This is a genomic window from Mesorhizobium sp. M1227 (assembly GCF_040318315.1).
Classification (GTDB): domain Bacteria; phylum Pseudomonadota; class Alphaproteobacteria; order Rhizobiales; family Rhizobiaceae; genus Mesorhizobium.
The window spans coordinates 150,478-171,920 of the sequence record NZ_JAMYLZ010000003.1; the positions used below are offsets into that span (position 1 = coordinate 150,478).

At 62.0% G+C, this 21,443-nt stretch carries 22 protein-coding genes; 16 read left to right on the plus strand and 6 right to left on the minus strand.

The features are described 5' to 3' along the window. Positions 1-2 precede the first annotated feature (2 nt). Positions 3-689 (plus strand): SEL1-like repeat protein, encoded by a 687-nt coding sequence (locus NKH28_RS06230; protein ID WP_352978211.1) that lies wholly within the window; start codon positions 3-5, stop codon positions 687-689. Here NKH28_RS06230 and NKH28_RS06235 read toward each other — a convergent pair. Beyond that, entirely contained in the window at positions 686-1,153 is a 468-nt protein-coding gene (locus NKH28_RS06235) for a metalloregulator ArsR/SmtB family transcription factor (protein WP_502906607.1), read from the minus strand. The two genes, NKH28_RS06230 and NKH28_RS06235, sit on opposite strands and share 4 nt — an antisense overlap. 124 nt (positions 1,154-1,277) lie before the next feature. Here NKH28_RS06235 and NKH28_RS06240 point away from each other — a divergent pair, with 124 nt between their 5' ends. The 8 genes from NKH28_RS06240 (at position 1,278) to NKH28_RS06275 (ending at position 10,479) form a co-directional block, all read left to right on the plus strand. Further along, positions 1,278-2,234, plus strand: a complete 957-nt coding sequence (locus tag NKH28_RS06240) for an acyl-CoA desaturase (RefSeq protein WP_352767816.1) — start codon at positions 1,278-1,280, stop codon at positions 2,232-2,234. Positions 2,235-2,365: 131 nt separating this feature from the next. Beyond that, complete coding sequence (locus NKH28_RS06245; protein WP_352978213.1) at positions 2,366-2,962, plus strand: LysE family translocator; 597 nt, start codon at positions 2,366-2,368, stop codon at positions 2,960-2,962. A 168-nt stretch (positions 2,963-3,130) separates the two neighbouring features. Beyond that, positions 3,131-4,378, plus strand: a complete 1,248-nt coding sequence (locus NKH28_RS06250; RefSeq protein ID WP_352978215.1) for an efflux RND transporter periplasmic adaptor subunit — start codon at positions 3,131-3,133, stop codon at positions 4,376-4,378. Beyond that, positions 4,375-7,533, plus strand: a complete 3,159-nt coding sequence (locus NKH28_RS06255) for an efflux RND transporter permease subunit (RefSeq protein WP_352820452.1) — start codon at positions 4,375-4,377, stop codon at positions 7,531-7,533. Before NKH28_RS06250 ends, NKH28_RS06255 begins: the two co-directional genes overlap by 4 nt. Before the next feature lie 56 nt (positions 7,534-7,589). After that, the gene (gene nthA, locus NKH28_RS06260; protein WP_352501008.1) at positions 7,590-8,195 is read left to right on the plus strand and encodes a nitrile hydratase subunit alpha; all 606 of its coding nucleotides are present in this window, start codon (positions 7,590-7,592) and stop codon (positions 8,193-8,195) included. Further along, entirely contained in the window at positions 8,192-8,851 is a 660-nt protein-coding gene (nthB, locus tag NKH28_RS06265) for a nitrile hydratase subunit beta (protein ID WP_352767821.1), read from the plus strand. Before nthA ends, nthB begins: the two co-directional genes overlap by 4 nt. A gap of 19 nt (positions 8,852-8,870) precedes the next feature. Beyond that, complete coding sequence (locus NKH28_RS06270) at positions 8,871-9,203, plus strand: nitrile hydratase accessory protein (RefSeq protein WP_352769194.1); 333 nt, start codon at positions 8,871-8,873, stop codon at positions 9,201-9,203. 148 nt (positions 9,204-9,351) lie between these two features. Further along, a complete protein-coding gene (locus tag NKH28_RS06275) occupies positions 9,352-10,479 on the plus strand; it encodes an ATP-dependent DNA helicase (protein WP_023720791.1) in 1,128 nt (375 codons plus the stop codon). A 10-nt stretch (positions 10,480-10,489) separates the two neighbouring features. On the opposite strand, the gene NKH28_RS06280 is transcribed toward NKH28_RS06275, so the two are convergent. Continuing rightward, positions 10,490-10,894 carry a SpoIIAA family protein gene (locus tag NKH28_RS06280; RefSeq protein WP_352456501.1) on the minus strand — a complete coding sequence of 135 codons (405 nt, stop codon included), beginning with the start codon at positions 10,892-10,894 and terminating at the stop codon, positions 10,490-10,492. A 115-nt stretch (positions 10,895-11,009) separates the two neighbouring features. On the opposite strand from NKH28_RS06280, the gene NKH28_RS06285 reads away from it, so the two are divergent. The 3 genes from NKH28_RS06285 to NKH28_RS06295 all read left to right on the plus strand — a co-directional run bounded on the left by NKH28_RS06285 (position 11,010) and on the right by NKH28_RS06295 (position 15,838). Next, positions 11,010-11,750, plus strand: a complete 741-nt coding sequence (locus NKH28_RS06285; RefSeq protein ID WP_352471639.1) for a pyridoxine 5'-phosphate synthase — start codon at positions 11,010-11,012, stop codon at positions 11,748-11,750. A gap of 96 nt (positions 11,751-11,846) precedes the next feature. Next, entirely contained in the window at positions 11,847-13,760 is a 1,914-nt protein-coding gene (locus NKH28_RS06290) for a potassium transporter Kup (protein WP_352539580.1), read from the plus strand. 158 nt (positions 13,761-13,918) lie between these two features. After that, positions 13,919-15,838 (plus strand): potassium transporter Kup, encoded by a 1,920-nt coding sequence (locus NKH28_RS06295; RefSeq protein WP_352978218.1) that lies wholly within the window; start codon positions 13,919-13,921, stop codon positions 15,836-15,838. Positions 15,839-15,881: 43 nt separating this feature from the next. Here the strand turns inward: NKH28_RS06295 and NKH28_RS06300 are convergent, their stop codons facing one another. Beyond that, positions 15,882-16,772: an SDR family oxidoreductase gene (locus NKH28_RS06300; RefSeq protein ID WP_352831151.1), complete on the minus strand. Its 891-nt coding sequence runs from the start codon at positions 16,770-16,772 to the stop codon at positions 15,882-15,884. Between the two features lie 136 nt (positions 16,773-16,908). Here NKH28_RS06300 and NKH28_RS06305 point away from each other — a divergent pair, with 136 nt between their 5' ends. Both NKH28_RS06305 and NKH28_RS06310 read left to right on the plus strand, forming a co-directional pair. Next, on the plus strand, positions 16,909-17,319 hold the full coding sequence (locus NKH28_RS06305; protein WP_352466906.1) for a winged helix-turn-helix transcriptional regulator: 411 nt from the start codon (positions 16,909-16,911) through the stop codon (positions 17,317-17,319). 74 nt (positions 17,320-17,393) lie between these two features. After that, positions 17,394-18,632 carry an FAD-dependent oxidoreductase gene (locus tag NKH28_RS06310; RefSeq protein ID WP_352978220.1) on the plus strand — a complete coding sequence of 413 codons (1,239 nt, stop codon included), beginning with the start codon at positions 17,394-17,396 and terminating at the stop codon, positions 18,630-18,632. On the opposite strand, the gene NKH28_RS06315 is transcribed toward NKH28_RS06310, so the two are convergent. Continuing rightward, on the minus strand, positions 18,580-19,305 hold the full coding sequence (locus tag NKH28_RS06315; protein ID WP_352978222.1) for a glutathione S-transferase family protein: 726 nt from the start codon (positions 19,303-19,305) through the stop codon (positions 18,580-18,582). The two genes, NKH28_RS06310 and NKH28_RS06315, sit on opposite strands and share 53 nt — an antisense overlap. A 1-nt stretch (position 19,306) precedes the next feature. Then, the gene (locus tag NKH28_RS06320; RefSeq protein ID WP_352978224.1) at positions 19,307-19,612 is read right to left on the minus strand and encodes a Rieske (2Fe-2S) protein; all 306 of its coding nucleotides are present in this window, start codon (positions 19,610-19,612) and stop codon (positions 19,307-19,309) included. A gap of 100 nt (positions 19,613-19,712) precedes the next feature. On the opposite strand from NKH28_RS06320, the gene NKH28_RS06325 reads away from it, so the two are divergent. After that, positions 19,713-20,165, plus strand: coding sequence for a MarR family winged helix-turn-helix transcriptional regulator (locus tag NKH28_RS06325; RefSeq protein WP_352539585.1), 453 nt, complete (start codon positions 19,713-19,715; stop codon positions 20,163-20,165). A gap of 38 nt (positions 20,166-20,203) precedes the next feature. On the opposite strand, the gene NKH28_RS06330 is transcribed toward NKH28_RS06325, so the two are convergent. Next, the gene (locus NKH28_RS06330; protein ID WP_352768909.1) at positions 20,204-20,632 is read right to left on the minus strand and encodes an anthrone oxygenase family protein; all 429 of its coding nucleotides are present in this window, start codon (positions 20,630-20,632) and stop codon (positions 20,204-20,206) included. A 156-nt stretch (positions 20,633-20,788) separates the two neighbouring features. On the opposite strand from NKH28_RS06330, the gene NKH28_RS06335 reads away from it, so the two are divergent. Next, complete coding sequence (locus NKH28_RS06335) at positions 20,789-21,442, plus strand: TetR/AcrR family transcriptional regulator (protein ID WP_352539587.1); 654 nt, start codon at positions 20,789-20,791, stop codon at positions 21,440-21,442. The last annotated feature ends 1 nt before the right edge of the window (position 21,443 follow it).

Genomic DNA, 21,443 nt, shown 5'->3' on the forward strand with positions numbered 1-21,443 from the left:
TCATGATGCTCGCGGCGGCAATTCGAGCAGGCGCCGGCGCAATCGTTCTTGCGGTCACGACGGCGGCGGCCAGCCAGGAGCCGGTATTCGACAAGTCAGTGCTGCCGAAATTGTTTGAAGAAATCGACCGCAGGGGCACACCGAGCTATTATTTCCAACAATGCCCGGCCGATATTTGGCGCAGGGCGTCGGGCGTCGATGACGCGCTCTTTTCCACGCCGGGAATAGATTACCAAGGTTGTGAGAAAGACGTCTTGGCCTGTGCCAGGCGGTGTTTCGACGGACGCAGGGGCGAAGCCTGTTTCGAGACGGCCAGGGTCATCCAGGAGCACTCGCCAGAAGACAAGCAATGGACCGAGGAGATGTTCGCCCAGGCCTGCGCAACTGGCAGTATCGGCGGCTGCACAAATCGCGGCGCGGGAATTCTTTTGGGTCGGCTTGGGCTAAACAAACTGCTTGCCGCCGGTAGTGCAAACGAATCTTGCCCTTATCGCACATTCAAGCTGAGCTGCAATGAGGGCGATGCCTGGGGTTGCACCATGTATGGCGGCGCCCTTCAGCATGGTGAAGGCGTCTCTGCGGACGAAGCCGAGGCGATGGCCGCTTACAAAAAGTCTTGCGGGATCGCTGTGGAATTTGACGCCTGCCGATACGCCAAGGCGCTCATGAAAACGATGCAAAGCCGCTAGGGCTTTTCAGATTTGCGCAAGTGCGATCTTTGCGCTGCCTCGCCTCGACCAAGTTCTTTGCTTTCTCTCTTGATAGGGCGCGATACCGGGCAGACATCCTGAACAAATCCATTCAGCGTGTTCACAAGATTGTTCTGGACCAGAGAATAGTGGATGAACTGTCCGTGCCGCTCCTTGGCGATGAGCCCGGCCGTCTCCAGAATGCTCAAATGCTGCGAGATCGACGGCTTCGACATCTCGAAGCGCGCCGCGATCTCGCCCGCCGTTAGGGAAGAGTGCGCAAGATAGGCGAGGATCTTGCGCCGGGGCGCTGAAGATAGCGCTTCAAACACGCGCTGTATCGCGCCATTTGCGTGAGCAGCCGTTTCGGCATCCGCTGCGTGCTCTGCATCTTCGATCACTGTCTGCCACCTTGTGATGCCGAGGCGTTGGCTGCGCCTCGGTCCGCTTTTCTTTATTTTCATTTAGACTATTGCCTAAATACCTAATTCGCAGTAGTAGACGATTAGCTTACTGCCTAAGTAACGGACGACGCGCCAGAAGGCAAGGCTGTGGTCCGGAAATGTTCATGCAGGAGGAGGGGTGCCGATGAAAACCATATCCACGGGCAGAATGATTTCCCAACAGGACAGTGACGCCGAAGACGGCAAAGTCGTGTGGGTGCCGGCAAAGTCGATCTGGGTCGGGGCGATGACGATCGCCGCCATTGTGTTGGGACCGATGACATTTAGCTGGAGTGCCTTCGCCTTATTCGTTGCGACAACGGCGGCGACAATCTGCGCCGGACACTCGGTGGGGATGCACCGTCTGCTCATCCACCGGTCGTTCAAGGTTCATATCTGGGTCGAGCATGCGCTGGTCTACCTTGGCGTGCTCGTCGGCATGGCCGGTCCTTTTGGGATGATCTATGCTCACGATATTCGTGACTGGGCTCAGCGCCAGACCGCATGTCACGATCTCCATGCCCATCGTCGGCCATTTTTCACCGATGCCTTCTGGCAGATGCATTGCGCGGTCGCTTTGCGCAATCCACCCACCTTCATCATCGAACCCTCGATTAGGAATGACCCGTTCTACAAGTTCGTCGAACGCACCTGGATGCTGCAACAACTGCCCTGGGCGATCCTCTTTTTCGCGTTTGGCGGCTGGGATTGGGTGGTATGGGGAATCGCGGTGCGCGTTTCAGTGTCGCTTACCGGGCATTGGTTGGTTGGGCATTTTGCGCACCGAGATGGGGAGCAAGGATGGCGCGTCGACGACGTTGCCGTGCAAGGATACAATTTGCCGCGTTTCGGGCTGGTAACGTTCGGCGAGAGTTTCCACGGCAACCATCACGCGTTTCCCGAGTCTGCACGGCTTGGTTTGGAACACGGACAGATCGATCTCGGCTGGCTATTCATTCAGGTTCTGGCGATCCTGGGTCTGGCGCACAGCGTCAAGATTCCGGAGAATACGCCGAGACGCAAAGGGCTGCGACGCGTGCGCCGTCAGCGCGAAACTGCCCCGGATTCAGATCTATGGTCGGTGCAGCCCTACCGCAGATAGATGTTCTCAGCGGATATTGGCCTAAGATATGAAAGAACGCTGGGCGCGCGTGGACCAACGAATTGCATTTGCACTCAGCACCTCATCGATTTAAGTCAGTATTTCAATATTATTGATCTTTGCGATCCTCCATGACCTTCGATGCATTCCTTGCTCTGCTGGTTTATGCCTTCGTGACCTCGATCACGCCGGGTCCGAACAATTTCATGCTTTTGGCCTCGGGCGTGAATTTCGGCTTGGTCAAAACCGTGCCACACATGCTCGGCATCGGCTTCGGCTTCCTCGTGCTGTTGCTTGCCGTAGGCTTCGGGCTTGGCGCCGTGTTGACGACCTTTCCGGTCCTGCATACCGGGTTGAAGATCGCCGGCGGCCTCTACTTGCTTTATCTCGCCTGGAAGATCGCCATGTCGCGCTCGCTCGGCGGCGAAGACAAGACGAAGGGCCAGCCGATGCGCTTCATCGAGGCTGCGGCATTCCAGTGGGTCAATCCCAAGGCCTGGGTGATGGCGATTACAGCCATGGCCGTCTATACCAATCCGGAACGCCCGTTTGTATCGGTGGTGCTGATCGCAGCCGCTTTCGCCGTCGTCATGCTGCCGAGCATTTCGACCTGGGCCGGTTTCGGCATGGCGCTGCGCGGCTTTCTGGCGGATGCGGTGCGGCTCAAATGGTTCAACATCGTCATGGGTGTGATGCTTGCGGCGACGCTGTGGCCGATGCTGCGTTAGCTGCCGTTCTATTGTGCACTGCACATTAAATCTTCGTAATGACGGGTTTTGGCCCTTTTTCGCCTTCGGCATCCTCTATTATCTGGCAAAAGCGCGGCAAGAGGCTGCGAGTTGAGCTAGACTACGGCCACCGGATAGCGGCGTGTCGGATCGAGAGGTCTTTTGTCGATGCGCGGAAAGATCGTATTAGCGGTGATCGCTGCAGCCTGCGTTGCCGCGGCGTGGCTCTATCTTTCGCCCAGCGCAATGAGCGGTCTTCAGCAGATGCTGTCGGCGAAGCAGACGGCGACGGCGGACAAGCCCGCTGCAGCGGCAAATGCCGCGCGTACGACTTCGGTGGTTGCCGCCACCGCTGCGACGGCCGATTTCCCGGTCCGGCGCTATGCCATCGGCTTTGTGTCCTCTCCTGCCGTGGTCAGCATCAACGCGCGGATATCGAGTCAGATCGTCGCAATCGCGGTCAAGGACGGACAGATGGTGAAGGCCGGCGACCTTCTGTTCTCGCTGGACGATCGCTCGTTGAAGGCACAACTGGCACGCGATCAGGCGACGCTCGCAAAAGACCAGGCGCTGCTTGCCAGCGCCACGGCCGATCTTCAGCGCGCCAAAAATCTCGTCGCCAGGCAGGCCGGAACACAGCAGACCTACGATCAGGCCGTCGCGGCACAGAAATCCGCCGCGGCCACCGTCGACGCCGACAAGGCAACGATCGATGCAGACCAAATCCAGCTTGGCTTCGCCACGATCAGGGCGCCGATCTCCGGCAGGCTTGGCGCAGTCAGCGTCGCCGTCGGCGATCTCGTCACCACCAGCAACGGCAGCAGCACGTCGACTCCACTGGTGACGATCACGCAGGTCGACCCGCTGCAGGTGAACTTCAATCTCCCCGAAAGCGATCTTGCCTTGCTGCACAAGGCGCTGGCAGCGCCGCGGCAAGGTGCGGTGACGCTGACCAAGGACGGCGACCCGAAGCCGGTCGGCAAGGGAACGCTGGATTTCGTCGATTCCAGCGTAGACACGGCGTCCGGCACGATCGCAACGCGGGCCAGTGTGCCCAACGCCGATCTTTCGCTATGGCCGGGCCAATACGTCAACGTCGTGCTCGATGCCGGGATCATGCCACAAATGACGTCCGTTCCGACGGTCGCCGTCCAGCCCAGCCAGAAGGGCCCGTTCGTCTATGTAATCAAGCCGGACAACACCGTTGAAATGCGGCCCGTGCAGGTCGCGCTGACAGAAGGCACCAACACCGCAATCAGCCAAGGATTGAAAAGCGGCGAGCGTGTCGTCGTCGAGGGTCAGACCAAACTGAAGAACGGCGCGGCGGTGCGCGAAGGCAAGGCTTCGACCGGCACCGGCGATCAGGCGGCTCCGAAGGTTGCCGAGGCTGACCGGACGGGCGGAACACAGCCATGATTTCCGAATTCTGCATCCGCAGGCCCGTCGCCACGCTGCTCATGTCGTTCGCCTTGGTTCTGGGCGGACTATTTGCTTACAAATTCCTGCCGGTCGCGGCGCTGCCAAGCGCCGAATTTCCGGTTGTCAACGTCTCGGCCTCGCTGCCCGGGGCTTCGCCGGAAACCATGGCGACCTCGGTGGCAACGCCTCTGATCAAGCAGTTTGCCACTATCGCAGGCATCGATTCGATCTCGACGACCAACTCGCTCGGCTCGACCTCGATCGCCATTCAGTTCGTGCTCAACCGCGACATCGATGCAGCCGCCGCTGACGTCCAGGCAGCGATCGCACGCACGCAACGACAATTGCCGCCGGAGATGACCAGCCCGCCGAGCTACCGCAAGGTCAATCCAGCCGACGCGCCGATCCTGCTGATGTCGCTGGTCAGCGACACAATTCCGCTGACCGATCTCGACGCGTTTGCCGAGAATGTGATTTCGCCGTCGCTGTCGACGATCGACGGCGTTGCGCAGGTTTCGATCTACGGCCAGCAGAAATATGCCGTACGCGTCCAGATCGATCCCACGGCGCTCGCCGCACGCGGCATCTCGATCGACCAGCTGCAGACGGCCATTGCCTCGGCCAACAGCAACACGCCGCTCGGCGTGCTCAAGAACAACAAACAGCAGCTGACGATCACCGCGAACACGCAGCTGACCGATGCGGCGGGATTCTCGAACATCATCATCGCCACCAAGAACGGCCATCCGGTGCGGCTCGGCGAGGTGACCCGCGTCATCGATTCGGTCGAGACCACGACGACGGCAAGCTGGTATGACGGCACCCGCGCCATCATTATGGCGGTGCAGCGCCAGCCGGATGCCAATACCGTCGACGTCGTCGACCGCGTCAAGGCGATGCTGCCTTCCTTCGACGATCAGATGCCGGCAGCGGCGAGCATCCAGTTGCTAAACGACCGCTCGACATCGGTCCGCGAGGCGGTCGATGACGTGCAGTTCACGCTCCTGCTCACCATCGCGCTGGTGGTGATGGTGATCTTCCTGTTCCTGCGCCGGGTGACGGCGACGATCATCCCGGCGGTGGCGGTACCGATTTCGCTCATCGCCACGCTGGGCGTGATGTACCTGTTCGGCTTTTCCATCGACAACGTCTCATTGATGGGGCTGACATTGGCGGTCGGCCTTGTCGTCGACGATGCCATCGTCATGCTGGAAAATATTTTCCGCCATATGGAGGAGGACGGGCTCTCGGCCCTCGAGGCGTCACTCAAGGGCGCGCGCGAGATCGGCTTCACCATCATCTCGATCTCGATCTCGCTGGTCGCCGTGTTCATTCCGGTGCTTTTGATGGGCGGCGTGATCGGGCGCATCTTCAACGAATTCGCGGTGGTGGTGACGGTCGCCATCCTGGCGTCGATGTTCGTCTCGCTGACGCTGACGCCGATGCTGTGCTCGCGGCTGTTGTCATTATCGAAAGCCGAGCAGAAAGCAGCGCACGGTGAAGGCCATAGACAAAACGTCTTCATGCGGGGCTATGACAGGCTGCTGACATTCTGCCTGCGCCACAATTTCCTTGTCTTCCTTGTCTTCCTCGTGACCGCCGGGCTGTCGGTGTGGCTGATCCAGATTTCGCCGAAGGGCTTCTTCCCGCAGGAGGATATCGGCCAGGTCTCGGTGACGACCATCGCGCGCCAGGACATTTCGTTTGACGCGATGGTGAAGCTGCAGGGGCAAGTGGCGGATGTCTTCACCCATTCGCCCTACGTCGCGCATGTCGGCTGGTCGGCGGGCAGTGGAAACAATGCGCTCAACCAGGGCCAGCTGTTTGTGCAGCTGAAAGACAAGGACCACCGACCGAACATCGACAAGGTGCTTACGGACCTGCGGCGCCAGCTGGCCAATGTGCCCGGCATCGAAACCTACATGCAGCCGGTGCAGAACCTGCGGCTCGGCGCGCGTTCTTCGGCGAGTGCCTACCAGCTTGCCGTTCAGGGCCTCGATACCGGCCTGACGAACGTCTGGGCGCAGAGGCTGACGGACGCGATGGCTGCCGATCATGCCGCCTTCACCGACGTCACCAATGACCTGCAGAACAACGCGCTACAGGCGACGCTGGTGATCGACCGCGACAAGGCGGCGAACCTCGGCGTCGATACCGACACGCTGCGCTCCAGTCTCTACGGCGGTTTCGGCACCCAGCAGGTGTCGACCATCTTCGGTTCGGCCGACAGCTACGACGTGATCATGGAGCTCGATCCGAAGATCGAGTGGTCGCCCGAGCGGATGCTGGCCATCAAGGTGAGAACGGCGAGCGGCAGCCTAGTGCCGCTCGGTGCGTTCGCCCGCGTCGATCGGACCGCCGGTGCTTTGACCGTCAACCAGCTCGGCCAACTTCCGGCAGTGACCATCTCCTACAATCTGCCGCAAGGCGTGGCCCTCGGCGACAGCGTGAGCCACATCAACGCGCTGAAGGACAAGATCGGCATGCCGCCGACGATCTCGACCGCCTTCTCGGGCACGGCCAAGACGTTCCAGGATTCGCTTTCCAACCAGGGGCTGCTGATCGGCGGCGCGATTCTGACCATCTATATCGTTCTCGGCATGCTCTATGAGAGCTTCATCCACCCGCTCACCATCCTGACCGGGCTTCCATCGGCGGTGCTCGGCGCGCTGGTGGCACTGCGGCTGGCGGGGATGGATCTGTCGGTGATCGCGGTGATCGGCATCCTGATGCTGATCGGCATCGTCAAGAAGAACGGCATCATGATGATCGACGTGGCGCTGGAACTCAGGCGCGAGGGGATGTCGCCCGTCGAATCCATCCACAAGGCCTGCCTGATGCGCTTTCGGCCGATCATGATGACCACGCTTGCCGCGCTGATGGGTACCATCCCGATCGCGCTCGGCACCGGCGCCAGCGCGGAATTGCGCCAGCCTCTCGGCGTGGCGGTGGTCGGCGGTCTTGTCGCCTCGCAGGCACTGACGCTGTTCGTCACACCCGTCATTTACGTCTACATGGAGCATTTTTCCGGCTGGCTGGTCAGGCTGTGGGCGCGGCGCCGGGGCGAGCCGAGCCCGGTCGAAGCGGTCGACCAGCCGTCACTGTTCGACGAGGAGGAAGAACCGGTGCCGCAAAAGGCGGCAGCCGAATAGCGCTGGCCCAAGCCGTGGTGCTTGCGGCCGGAGGTCCGCGATCGTAATTTGACGCCATGCCGCACAATCACGACCACGACAACGAGCTTGATCCCTTTGCGGCGCGGGTGCGCGCGCTGGAGACGATTCTCACCCGCAAAGGCCTGATCGATCCGGCGGCGATCGATGTTATCGTCGACACCTATGAGACTAAGATCGGGCCGCGCAACGGCGCAAAGGTGGTGGCGAAGGCCTGGGTTGATCCCGGGTTTGCCGCATGGCTGAAGCGTGATGCGACGGCGGCAATCGAATCGCTCGGCTACACCGGCCGGCAAGGCGAGCACATGCAGGCGGTGTTCAACACGGCCGACACGCACAACCTCGTCGTCTGCACGCTATGCTCCTGCTATCCGTGGTCGGTGCTCGGCCTGCCGCCGGTCTGGTACAAGGCGCCGCCCTACCGTTCGCGCGCAGTGATCGATCCGCGCGGCGTGCTCGAGGAATTCGGTCTGACCTTGCCGGCGAGGACGACAATCCGGGTGTGGGATTCGACCGCCGAGCTGCGCTATCTGGTGGTGCCGATGCGCCCCCGGGGTACGGAGGGCTGGGATGAGGCAAGGCTCGCCGATCTGGTGACGCGCGATGCCATGATCGGCACGGCGTTGGTGCGGGAACCGGCATGAACGGGCCGCAGGATCTCGGCGGCCAGATGGGTTTCGGGCCGGTCGCGCCCGAACCTGACGAACCCTATTTCCATGCCGATTGGGAAAGGCGGGCGCTGGGCGTGACGTTGTGCGCCGGCGCCATGGGCGCCTGGACCATCGACGAGAGCCGGCACGCGCGGGAATCGCTGCATCCAGCGGATTATTATGCCTCCAGCTACTACCAGATATGGATCAAGGCGCTGGAGGTGCTGCTCAAACGCCATGGTTTCGTCAGCGACCGGGACCTGACTACGGGCGACGCAGTCGACCCGGCAGCGACACCCAAACGGGTGCTGAAGGCTAAGGACGTTCCGGCGGTGCTGGCCAAGGGCGGGCACTGCGACCGGCCTGTCGCCGCGCCTGCGCGGTTCAAGGCGGGCGACCCCGTGCGAACCAAGAACTTTCATCCGACCGGCCACACCAGACTGCCGCGCTATGCACGCGGCAAGCGAGGCGTCGTCGAGGCTGTGCGCGACGGCTTTGTCTTTCCCGACACCAATGCGCACGGCCAGGGCGAAAACCCGCAATGGGTCTATACGGTGGCCTTCACCGGCGGCGAAATCTGGGGCGAGGGCGCCGATCCGACACTTGTCGTGTCGATCGACGCCTGGGAGAGCTACCTTGAGCCGGCGTGAGACGGGCTCAGTTGCCGCCATGCTGCCCGCCGGTGTCGAGGCGCCTGTGTTTGCCGAGCCGTGGCAAGCAGAGGCCTTTGCCATGACGGTAGCACTGCACGACAACGGGCTGTTTTCGTGGAGCGAATGGGCGGATGCTTTGTCGGCAGAGGTGAAGCGGCCGGGCGCCGCGCGCGACGGTCACGATTACTACGAGCACTGGCTGGCAGCGCTGGAAAAGCTGCTTTTGGCCAAGGGCGTTGCCGGAAAGCGCGACGTCGATGCGCTCGCCGCTGCCTGGGAACGCGCCGCGCACGCAACTCCGCATGGCAAGCCGATCCAGCTGGAGAACGATCCACAGCAGGCCGGGTAAGCTGCGGCCGCCCGGCCTTGTTCTCTTTACGTTCCTGTTCGTCACTGATAGCCTGACCCTGTCGCAGCGGCGTGATTGCCGGCGATGAAAATTTGCCGGTGACGGCAGTCACCTTGTCTTTCCCTCGCGAATCCGGTCTGTCGCGCTGATGGAATTCTCTCCTCAACAAGACGAGGCGCTGAAGGCGGTGGCCGGCTGGCTGAAAGCCGGCAAGCCGCAGCTGTTCCGGCTGTTCGGCTATGCCGGCACCGGTAAGACGACGCTGGCGCGCTATTTCGCCGAGCATGTCGACGGCCAGGTGCAGTTCGCCGCGTTTACGGGTAAGGCGGCGCAGGTGCTGCGTTCCAAGGGCGCGGTCAATGCCCGCACCATCCATTCGCTGATCTACCGGCCGAAGGGCGAGGAATCGGTAGCGGACGAGGTGACCGGCAAGACATCGATGTCGCCGACATTTTCGCTCAACCGGCAGAGCCCGATCTCGCGGGCCAAGCTCGTCGTCATCGACGAATGCTCAATGGTCGACGAGCAACTCGGCCGTGACCTGATGAGCTTCGGCACGCCGATCCTGGTGCTCGGCGATCCCGGCCAGTTGCCGCCAATCTCCGGCGGCGGCTTCTTCACCGACCACGAGCCGGACATTCTGCTCACCGAAATCCACCGCCAGGCGCGCGACAACCCGATCATCAGGCTGGCGCTCGACGTGCGCGAGGGCCGCGAGTTCATGCGCGGCGACTATGGCGCGGCGCAGGTGATCGGCAAGGAAGACGTCACCCAGGAATTGGTGCTGAAAGCGGACCAGGTGCTGGTCGGCACCAACCGTACGCGCCGCCGTTATAACCAGCGGCTGCGCGAGCTGAAGGGGTTCAACGCCGATTATCCGCAGGCCGGCGACAAGCTGGTCTGCCTGCGCAACGATCCGGCCAAGGGACTGCTCAACGGCTCGTTGTGGAAGGTGATGACCTCGTCGCGCGAGACGGTCAAGCCTGGCATCAATCTGCTGGTTTCGCCGGAGGAAGACGACCCGGATCGCGGCGTCGCCAAGATCAAGCTGCTCAAGGCGGCATTCGAAGATCCGGACGCCGACATTCCCTGGCAGCAGAAGAAACGTTTCGACGATTTCGACTATGGCTATGCACTGACCGTGCACAAGGCGCAGGGCTCGCAGTGGAACGAGATCGTGCTTTTCGACGAAAGCTGGGCGTTCAAGGAAACCCGGCAGCGTTGGCTCTATACCGCTATCACGCGCGCGGCCGAACGGCTGACGATCGTCCGATAGGGCGGTCGTATCAGCGCTGGGCGATTGGGTTGGCGCCAAGCCATTCCCAGGCGGCGGCCTCGTCCTCGGCCTCGAAATGCCGGAGTTCGATAGGCAAAGAGGCAGGTAAAAAGGCTCTTGCCTCCGGTATCCAGTTCGGCTCACCGATCGCCGCGCAGCGGCCGATATGCTCCACGGCATGAGCTATGCCCTGTTCGATCGTCTCGTCCGATACGTCGGCCCAGTCGACACCCTCATGGTCGATCAGGCGCACCAGCACGTCGATCTTCGGATGCAGCGCATAGGCCGCCTCCAGCAATCCGAACAGGTTTTCGGCGTCAGCCGCTGCGACATGGCCGACGACATCGATGGCGAAGAGGTCTTCGCGATCGGTGTCGATGCGGCGAACCGCCGGCACGGCCTCGAGAAAATTCAACAGGGAACTCCTTGCGCTCGATTTCCTTCGCACACCTTGGAACACCTGAAACCCTCTGTCTGTTCCCATTAAAGGCGGTATAGATGCGCGCCAAGATCAGCCTGGAGCCGTGCAAATGCCTGCAAAGCTTTCCGTCAATCTCAATGCGATCGCCATGCTGCGCAACCGGCGCGACCTGCCGTGGCCAAGCGTGACGGGGCTCGGACGCATCGCCCTTGCCGCCGGCGCGCATGGGCTCACGGTGCACCCGCGACCCGACGAGCGGCACACCAGGCATTCCGATCTGCCTGAGATCAGGGCGCTGATCGACGACGAGTTCCCGAATGCGGAATTCAACATCGAGGGCTATCCGACCGAGGAGTTCCTGGCGCTTGTGGAAAAGCATCAGCCCGAGCAGGTGACGCTGGTGCCCGACGACCCGGCGCAGGCGACTTCCGACCATGGCTGGAACTTCGCCGCCGAGGCTGCGTTCCTGACACCGGTCGTCAAGCGCCTGAAGAAGGGAGGCTTTCGCGTGTCGCTGTTTTCGGATCCGGATCCCGCTGGCGTGAACGCCGCTCGCGACACCGGCGCCGATCGGATCGAACTCTATACGGGTCCATACGGCAGCTATCATTCCGATTCGGCAAAAGCGGCGAAGGAATTGGAGAAATTGGGAAAGACGGCGGATGCCGCATTGGCGGCAGGGCTCCAGGTCAACGCCGGGCACGACCTTGTGGTGAGCAATTTGCCGGCGCTGGCCAGGCGCATCCCGGCATTGGCCGAAGTGTCGATCGGGCATGGGTTGACAGCCGATGCGTTGGAGTATGGCATGGCCGCAACGGTCAGGCGGTTTCTGAAGGCTTGTGGCTGGTAGAGAAAGGCGAGCCGATAGGCCATGCGTTCCGGGCACGGCAGCGCGTCCTTTCCATCCCGCAGCGTCGAGCGCCGCACGTCTATGGGAGTGTCGTCCATGGCTCTTGCCCACGCCGGTAGCGAGGCAGAACCCATCGAACAATCCAGCCACTCCAAGGCCGAGCAGCACAGCACCAGAGTTTTGATGCTGGGCGCGTTGGGCGTGGTTTACGGCGATATCGGCACGAGCCCAATCTACGCGTTTCGGGAAGCGCTGCACGCATCGTCGGGACCGGTAGCGCGCAACGACGTCCTTGGCGTGCTGTCGCTTATCGTCTGGGCGCTGACGATCATCGTCACGATAAAGTACGTCGCTTTCGTGCTCAGAGCCGACAACAAGGGTGAGGGCGGCACGCTGTCGCTGATGGCGCTTGCGCGCAACGCTTATCCAAAGGGAGCCCGGTTCATTCTGGGGATCGGACTTTGCGGCGCGGCGCTGTTTTTCGGCGACGCCATCATAACGCCGGCCATCTCCGTGCTTTCGGCGGTCGAGGGCCTGGAAGTGGTGACCCCGACGCTGGAAACTTATGTTGTTCCGATCACGCTGATCATCCTGGCAATGCTTTTTGCCGTGCAACGCTTTGGCACCGGCAGGGTGGCGGCCGTGTTCGGACCGGTGACGGCAGCGTGGTTCCTGGCGATCGGCGCCGCCGGGGTCTACCATCTGCTGGACGACCCGTCGGTCCTGCTGGCGATCAATCCCTATTACGCCGTCGCTTATCTGGCCAATACGCCCACCGGTGCGTTCGTCACGGTCGGGGCGGTGTTCCTGGCGGTCACCGGGGCCGAAGCCCTTTATGTCGATCTCGGCCATTTCGGCCGCAGGCCGATCGTGCTGGCGTGGTTCTCCGTGGTGTTCCCTTGTCTGCTCCTCAACTATTTCGGACAAGGCGCGTTCGTTCTGGCCAACGGCGGCAAACCCACCAATCCATTCTTCCAGATGCTGCCGGATTGGGCGCTAATGCCCATGGTTGGGCTGGCCACGGCAGCGACGGTGATCGCCAGTCAGGCGGTGATCTCCGGCGCTTTCTCGCTGACGCGGCAGGCGGTGCAGCTCAATCTGCTGCCACGTATCGAGGTGCAGCATACTTCCGAGATGCAGTCCGGCCAGATCTACATGCCGCGGGTCAATCTGGTGGTCGCGCTCGGCGTGATGTTGCTGGTGGTCGGCTTTGGCAGCTCGAGTTCGCTGGCTTCCGCCTATGGCATTTCGGTGACTGGCGAAATGCTGATGACAACCATCCTGCTGTTCGTGGTGATGCGGTTCCGGTGGAAATGGCAGCTTGCACTGGCAGCCGCGCTCACACTGCTGTTCGGCACGATCGATACTGGATTTTTCCTCGCAAACGTCGTCAAGATCCTCGAAGGCGGGTGGGTGTCGATCACGGTCGCCTGCGGCATGGGGCTGATCATGTCCACATGGATACGCGGCACCCGCTATTTGTTCGACAAGACGCGCCGGAACGAGATCCCGCTGGATTTCCTCGCCGGCAATCTGCTGAAGAAGAAGCCGCATCTGGTGTCGGGCACCGCGGTGTTCCTGACCAGCGACCCGCTGAGCGCGCCGACGGCGCTGATGCACAGCCTGAAGCACTACAAGGTGCTGCACGAGCAGAACGTCATCCTTTCGGTGGTGACGGCACCGCAGCCGGTTGTGCCCGACAGCGAGCGCGTCAAGATGGAAATGGTCAACGAGCTGTTCATGCGGGTGACGCTGACCTTCGGCTACATGGAGCAGCCCAACATCCCGCGTGCGCTGGCGATCTGCCGCAAACAGGGCTGGAAGTTCGACATCATGACGACGTCCTTCTTCCTGTCGCGGCGCTCTCTCAAGGCCTCGCCCAATTCCGGCATGCCGGTCTGGCAGGACAAGCTGTTCATCGGGCTGGCGCGCTCGGCGGCCGATGCGACGGAATATTTCCAGATCCCGACCGGACGCGTCGTCGAGATCGGGACGCAGGTGGCTATTTAAAAACGTGTCCGTTGCGACATTCCAGGTGGTCTGCCGATCGGACTGAGTCTGCCAAGTCGTGGAGGGCTCGCAATATCGGGACGGAGCCATTACGTGACGGCACTTGATATTGCAGCGCAGCAAGCGTAGAGCACCGCCCGCTTACCGGAGTGTCGTCCATGGCCCTTACCAATGCTGGTAACGAGGCAGAACCTGTCGAACAATCCAGCCATTCTGAGGTCGAGCAGCACAGCACCCAGGTGCTGATGCTGGGCGCGCTCGGCGTGGTTTACGGCGATATCGGTACCAGCCCGATCTATGCATTTCGCGAGGCGTTGCACGCATCGGCCGGTGGCAACGTCGCCAACCGTGGCGACATCCTCGGGGTGTTGTCGCTGATCATCTGGTCGCTGACGATCACCGTCACCATCAAATACATCATGTTCGTGCTCCGCGCCGACAATCGAGGCGAGGGCGGGGTGCTGTCGCTGATGGCGCTGGCGCGCAACAGCTTCCCGACGCGCTCGGCGGTGATCCTCGGCATCGGCATCGTCGGCGCGGCGCTTTTTTTCGGCGACGCAGTCATCACGCCGGCGATCTCGGTGCTATCGGCGGTCGAAGGTATGAACGTCGTCACGCCGACATTCCAGCCCTATGTGGTGCCACTGACACTGGCCATCTTGGCGATCCTGTTTGCGGTACAGCGATTCGGCACCGGCGGCGTAGGTTTGGTGTTCGGGCCAGTCACCGCGCTGTGGTTCCTGGCCATCGGCCTTTCCGGCATTAACCACATCATCGCCGATCCGGAAATCCTGCTGGCGATCAGCCCGCATTACATCGTGTCGTTCCTGGTCAACTCGCCCGATGTCGCCTTCGTCACGGTTGGTGCGGTCTTCCTCGCCGTCACCGGCGCCGAGGCGCTCTATGCCGACCTCGGCCATTTCGGCCGCAAGCCGATCGTACTCGCCTGGCTGGCAATCGTGTTTCCTTGTCTGTTGCTCAACTATGTCGGGCAAGGCGCCTTCGTGCTGGCAAATGGCGGCGTTGTCGGTCATCCATTCTTCGAGATGAACCAGGGCTGGACGCTTATTCCGATGGTCGTGCTGGCGACGGCGGCGACCGTCATCGCCAGCCAGGCGGTGATCTCCGGCGCTTTTTCGCTGACGCGGCAGGCGGTGCAGCTCAATATGCTGCCGCGTTTCGTTATCCAGCATACGTCGGAAAAACAGTCGGGCCAGATCTATCTGCCGCGCATCAACCTGATGCTGGCGCTGGTGGTGATGTTGCTGGTGGTCGGCTTCGGCGAATCCAGCCGCCTGGCCTCGGCCTACGGCATTTCGGTGACCGGCAACATGCTGGTGACGAATGTGCTGCTTTTTGTTGTGATGACGCGCATCTGGAAATGGCCGCTCGGCGTCGCGATCGCCTTGATGGCCGTGTTCGCCTTCGTCGATACCGGCTTCTTTGCCGCCAACATAGTCAAGGTGTTTGAAGGTGGCTGGGCATCGCTTGCCATCGCCGCAGTTATCGTGATGACTATGTGGACCTGGATCCGCGGCAGCCGCTATTTGTTCGACAAGACGCGCCGGAACGAGATCCCGCTGGATTTCCTCGCCGGCAATCTGCTGAAGAAGAAGCCGCATCTGGTGTCGGGCACCGCGGTGTTCCTGACCAGCGACCCGCTGAGCGCGCCGACGGCGCTGATGCACAGCCTCAAGCACTACAAGGTGCTGCACGAGCAGAACGTCATCCTTTCGGTGGTGACTGCGCCGCAGCCTGTCGTGCCCGACAGCGAGCGCGTCAAGATGGAAATGGTCAACGAGCTGTTCATGCGGGTGACGCTGACCTTCGGCTATATGGAGCAGCCCAACATCCCGCGTGCGCTGGCGATCTGCCGCAAACAGGGCTGGAAGTTCGACATCATGACGACGTCCTTCTTCCTGTCGCGGCGCTCTCTCAAGGCCTCGCCCAATTCCGGCATGCCGGTCTGGCAGGACAAGCTGTTCATCGGGCTGGCGCGCACGGCGGCCGATGCGACGGAATATTTCCAGATCCCGACCGGACGCGTCGTCGAGATCGGAACGCAGGTGGCTATCTGAGCAAACGGCCGTGCCCTTCGAAGGGCACGGCCATTTGTCAGGCTCAGCTCACCAGAGCCGCCTTGTTTGCTTCAAGAAATTGCTTCAGCGGCCGCGGCTTCCTGCCGGACAGCGTCTCGATCGCGTCCGTCACCATGCTGATGCGGCCGGAGCGTGTGTTGGTGTCGAAGGAAACGATGACAGGCGCGAAACCTTCGGGGACGCCGGCTGCCTTCAATCCCCCGGTCAGCGCTTCGTCCGAAAGCTGGACGACCTCGATCGGCTTGCCGGTAACTTCGGTGACGAGGGCTGCAATCTCGGCCATCGTGTGGGCCTTGGGGCCGGTCAGCGTGTATGTCGTGCTTTCGGTTCCGCTCGAAGCAAGGCTGGCGGCGATCGCCGCGGCCATGTCGTCGCGCGCGCCATGGGCAATGCGGCCGTCTCCGGCGGATGTGTACCACTGCCCCGACGCGATGGCGTGCGGCAGCGCCATGAACAGGTTCTCCTGATACCAGCCGTTGCGGAAGATGGTGTAGGGGATACCGCTCGCCTTGATCGCCTGCTCGGTGCCGTGGTGATCAGGCGCAAACAGTACCGGCGATCCTGGCTCCGGACTGGGCATCGACGTGTAGAGCAGATGCGAAACGCCGGCGCTTTTTGCTGCGGCGACCGCAGCCTCATGTTGCTTCAGGCGCTTGCCCGGAACGGCGAGCTCGTTTGTCGAAATGATCAGAACCCTGTCCGCACCGGTAAATGCACTGGCCAACGACGTGGCGTCGTCGAAGTCGACTGCCCGGATGGTGACGCCTCGGGCTGCCAGATCGGCCAGATTTTCCGGGTTGCGGGTGGCGGCGATGATGCGCTGAGGGGAGACCTTGAGCGTGTCAAGCAGATGATTAATGACGCCGCGGCCAAGCTGGCCGGAGGCGCCGGTGACGAGAAGGGTGTCGGTCATGAGATGTCCTGACGTTGCGCCGGAGCGGCGGGTGCATATGTTAGTCTCAAAATGAGACCAGCACTAAAATAGGAATTGACCCATCCTCGTAAAGAAGGCAGTTTTGCGGGAGGTAGGCACACCCAGGGAACCAGCCATGGACGGCAAGATCGTCAATCTGAGATCGAAGCTCGAGATATACAAAGCAGGCAGCGGTGGCGGAAACCTTGCGGATTGCCCGGTTCGCGACGTGATCCAGGGCATAAGCAATAAATGGAGTTCACTGTTGATGGAGGCCTTGGCCGAGAAGCCGTACCGCTTCGGCGAATTGCGGCGGCTGGTGCCCGATATTTCACAGCGCATGCTCACCCAGACGCTGCACGATCTGCAGCGCGACGGCTATGTGCATCGCCAGGTGTTCCCGACCAAACCGCCGAGCGTCGAATACAGCCTCACCGATCTCGGGCGCTCGATGTTTGGACCCTTGCATCAGCTGATCCAATGGGCCGAGCTCAATCACGGCGCTGTACGCGAGGCACGGAAGGTTTTCGATGCTGCCGAAGGCTGAGCCTCCAGGCCGGGACGGCGGCTTGATTTAGCGGCGGTGCTGAAGGATTGTCCGGCTTGGGTTGGGGCGGGCAGATGGGCAATTCTCTGGACATCGCGATTGCCGGCGCCGGGCCGGCTGGACTTGCCGCCGCGCTCTATCTCACGCGCGCCGGACATAGGGTCACCATCTTCGAGCGCTTCGACCAGCCACAACCGGTCGGGTCCGGGCTGATCCTGCAGCCGACCGGGCTGACGGTGCTTGCCGATCTCGGCCTGCTCGATGACATTCTGGCGCTGGGCAGCCGCATAGACCGCCTGCATGGTGCAGATGCCAAGACCGGCCGCACAGTGCTCGACGTCCGCTACGATGCCCGGAGTGGCGACCGCTTCGGGCTGGCGGTGCACCGCGCGGCTCTGTTCGGCGTGCTTTTCCGCGCCGCCCGGCGCCAGGCGCTCACCATTGAGACAGGTATCGAGCTCGAGACGCTGGAAACCGGCGAGCGGGCAACATTGATCTGCGGCAACGGACAACGGATAGGGTCGTTCGACCTGGTAGTGGATGCCAGCGGTTCGCGCTCCAAACTGCGGCGGTGCGTGAACAATCCGGGCGAACCGCGATCGCTCGCCTATGGCGCGTTCTGGGCATCGCTTGGCTGGCGCGGCGAGGGTTTCGACGAGCACGCGCTGCTGCAGCGCTACGACAGCGCGAGCGTGATGATCGGCGTGCTGCCAATCGGCCGGCCCGAGCCGGATGCCCAGAAGATGGCGGCATTCTTCTGGAGCCTCAAGCCGGCGGATGCCGAGCGCGTCTGGGCGGCAGGTCTCGAGGCATGGAAGGCGAGATTGGTCGGGCTGTGGCCTGAATGCGCGGCCTTCATCGACCAGATCGACAGTTTCGAGCAGCTCTCGCTGGCGCGCTATGGCCATCACACGATGAAGACGCCAGCCGGACGGCGATTGGCCGTTATCGGCGACGCGGCCCATTCAACGAGCCCGCAGCTCGGCCAGGGCGCGAACATGGCGCTGCTCGATGCAGCCGCGCTCAACTACGCACTAATAGGAACGGACCGTATCGATACTGCACTGGAGGCCTATGTCCGGACACGGCGATGGCATGTGCGGGTCTTCCAGGCGCTGTCGCTGGTGCTGACGCCGTTTTATCAATCGGACTCGATTGTGATGCCGTTCGTCCGCGACAGGCTGGTGGCGACGCTGGCAAAAGTCCCGCCGGCGCCGCAGTTTCTTGCTTCCATGGTTACAGGAACGGTGCTCAATCCATTCAAGCCGATAGGGCTTGCGGAAGCGCTGTGGCCGGATCGTTTTGGCGGATGATTTCCGAAAGGTGCGAACCCTTAGCCTGCAAGAATGCATGGAGGCGTTGCGGATGATCGGGAGCGACCGCGCCCTTCACGGATGGGCGTTTGCGCAACGCCTCGCGCCACACCTGGACATGCGGCTTTCCGTCCAGGATGCCGAAATCGCCGATCCGGTCGAAGGCGTCGAAATAGCGAAAAATCGGGCCGTAGACCGCGTCGACCAGTGAAAAGCGCTCGCCGTCGAAGCATGGCCCAGCCGCGCCGTTCGCCAGTTCCACTCCCAGGCGATCGAACATTGCTGCCAGAGCCCCGCGTTCGGCGATGAAGGCGGCTTCGGTGAGAGCTGAATAGAAGCGGCCGATGGCATTGAGGATTGCCGAGCCGAACTCGATCCAGGCGCGATGCCGGGCACGGGCGTAGGGGTCGGTGGGATGCAGCGGATTGGGCTGGGTTTCCTCGAGGAATTCGAGGATGACGAGCGATTCGAAGATCACCGTTTCCTGGCCGTCATGCTCAACGCGGAGCAGCGGCACCTTGCCGAGCGGCGATATCGCCTTGAACCAGGCAGGCTTGTTGGCGAGATCGACCGTGATGCGCTCGAATGGCACGCCCTTTTCGCGAAGCGAAATCGCCGTGCGCTGCACATAGGGGCAAAGATGATGGCTGACGAGAGTGAGCTTGTCGGTCATCTCACTCCCCCCAGACATAGTTCAAAGCACCGTCCTCGACGCGGGTGGAGAGGAACATCAGGCGGGAGCCCTTCGGCGCCGGGCCTTCGAGGCGATCACCGTTCGCCATGTCGAACGAGGCGCCGTGCCACTGGCAGACGAGCTTCCCGTCCTTGCAGTCGAGCAGGCCACCGAAATGCAGGCAGACGTTGGCGGCGGCGCGGACACGCTCGCCGCTGCGGTAGACATGGACCTCGCGGCCGAAAAACGGAGCGATGAGGCTGCCTGTTTCCGGAATGTCGGCGATCTTGCAGATTTCATGCTTCATCGGAATTGCCTCTCGTGATTGATGCGATTGCATCTATATAGATGCATTTGCATCGATCGTCAAGCTTGATGCAATTGCATCTATCGCCTACGATGCAATCATGACCGGGATTCCTTCACCTCCAGCCATCAAGGCCTGGGCCCGCCTGATGCGGGTTTCGCGCCAGTTGTTGGAAAGAGCCGAGGACGCGCTGAAGGACAGTGGCCTGCCGCCGCTTGCCTGGTACGACATCCTGCACGAGCTTGCCGAGGCGGGCGAGGGCGGATTGCGGCCGTTCCAACTCACCGAGCGCACCCTGTTTGCGCAGTACAACATCTCCCGGCTGCTGGCGCGGCTCGAAGCCGACGGGCAGGTCGAGAAGCTTCCAGTTGCCGATGACGGCCGCGGGCAAACAGTCCGCGTCACAGACAAGGGACGCGAGACGCGCCGCCGCATGTGGGCTGTCTACGGCCGGTCGATCGCGGAGTTGGTCGGCTCCCGGCTTTCCAATGTTGAACTGGACGCGCTGTCAGCTCTGCTTGGGCGCCTGCGAGATCCGCCCGCCCTGGAGTGACACGCCTTCATGACGAAGATGGCGACCGATTGGCGAGGTCAGGCACTGCCCAAGAGGAATGCCAACGTCGCCAGAACGCCAAGCCCGACGCGGACCAGATGCAGATTGCCCCATTTGGCGATCAATGTCCGAGCTTCAGGATTGACGGAGTTCGCGTCCATCGCCTCCAGCAACCTATTTGCCGGCATCATCACCAGCAGCGTCCATGGCCAAGGCAGGATGATCAGCACAGCGCCGGCCAGAAAAGCGAGATTGCCGGTCAGCCACCACGCGACGAGGCCTAGAATACAGGCGATGACGGCGATCGAGGCCTGCATGGCGGCGCCGCGCTTGTAGGAAGGCTGCCATTCCTGCAGCAATGCTTTGTCCTCGAGGCGAAGCCTCGCCGGCTGTTCGGCGACGCTGACGTAGATAGCCGCACCCGCGAACACTGCGGTAACGGTCAACGCAAGCAATCCGGCGAGCATGATCAGTGTCTCCCGTGATGCCCCGCATGGAGCAAGCTACAGAAATAAAGGCTTGCGTCGGGTCGGGCAATACGCCATAAAGCCGAACCGTAACGTACGGTACGCCATCGAGCTCGTATCTGAACTGCGGGTGAGTTCGCGTCCTGAGGAAAAACTGTGTTGCACGCTGTGACCGACATCGAAACCAGCGAGGCGCTGACGGAGCGGCAGAAGGACGTGCTCGACGCCGCCCTTCGCCTGCTGGTCGAAGAGGGCGATCAGTTGACCATGACCGCCGTGGCGCGGCGGGCGAGCTGCTCGAAGGAGACGCTCTACAAATGGTTCGGCGATCGCGACGGGCTGTTGACGGCAACGGTACAATGGCAGGCGTCTAAGGTGCGGGTAGTGCCGGTCGACCGCAAGGGGCTCGACCTCCCTTCGCTGACGGCGAGCCTCGAACGCTTCGCTTCGGACTGGCTCAAGGTAATTTCGAGCGACACCTCGATCGCGCTGAACAGGGTGGCGGTCGGCCATGCTAGTTCGGGGAAGGACGATCTCGGCGCCATCGTGCTGGAGAACGGCCGCTTCGCACTGGCCCGGCGCCTTAAACCGGTGCTGGAGGCAGGCAAGGAAGCTGGTTTCCTCGAGTTTTCCGACGCGGAGACGGCGTTCCGCACCTTTTTCGGGCTGGTCGCCCGCGACGTGCAGATCCGCCTGCTGCTTGGCGACCGGCTGGAATTGACTGATGCGGCGATCGGCGGCGATGCCGTCCGGGCGACGCAGCAGTTTCTCGCTCTTTACGGGGCAAAAACCGGGCCGCAAGGCCTCTGAA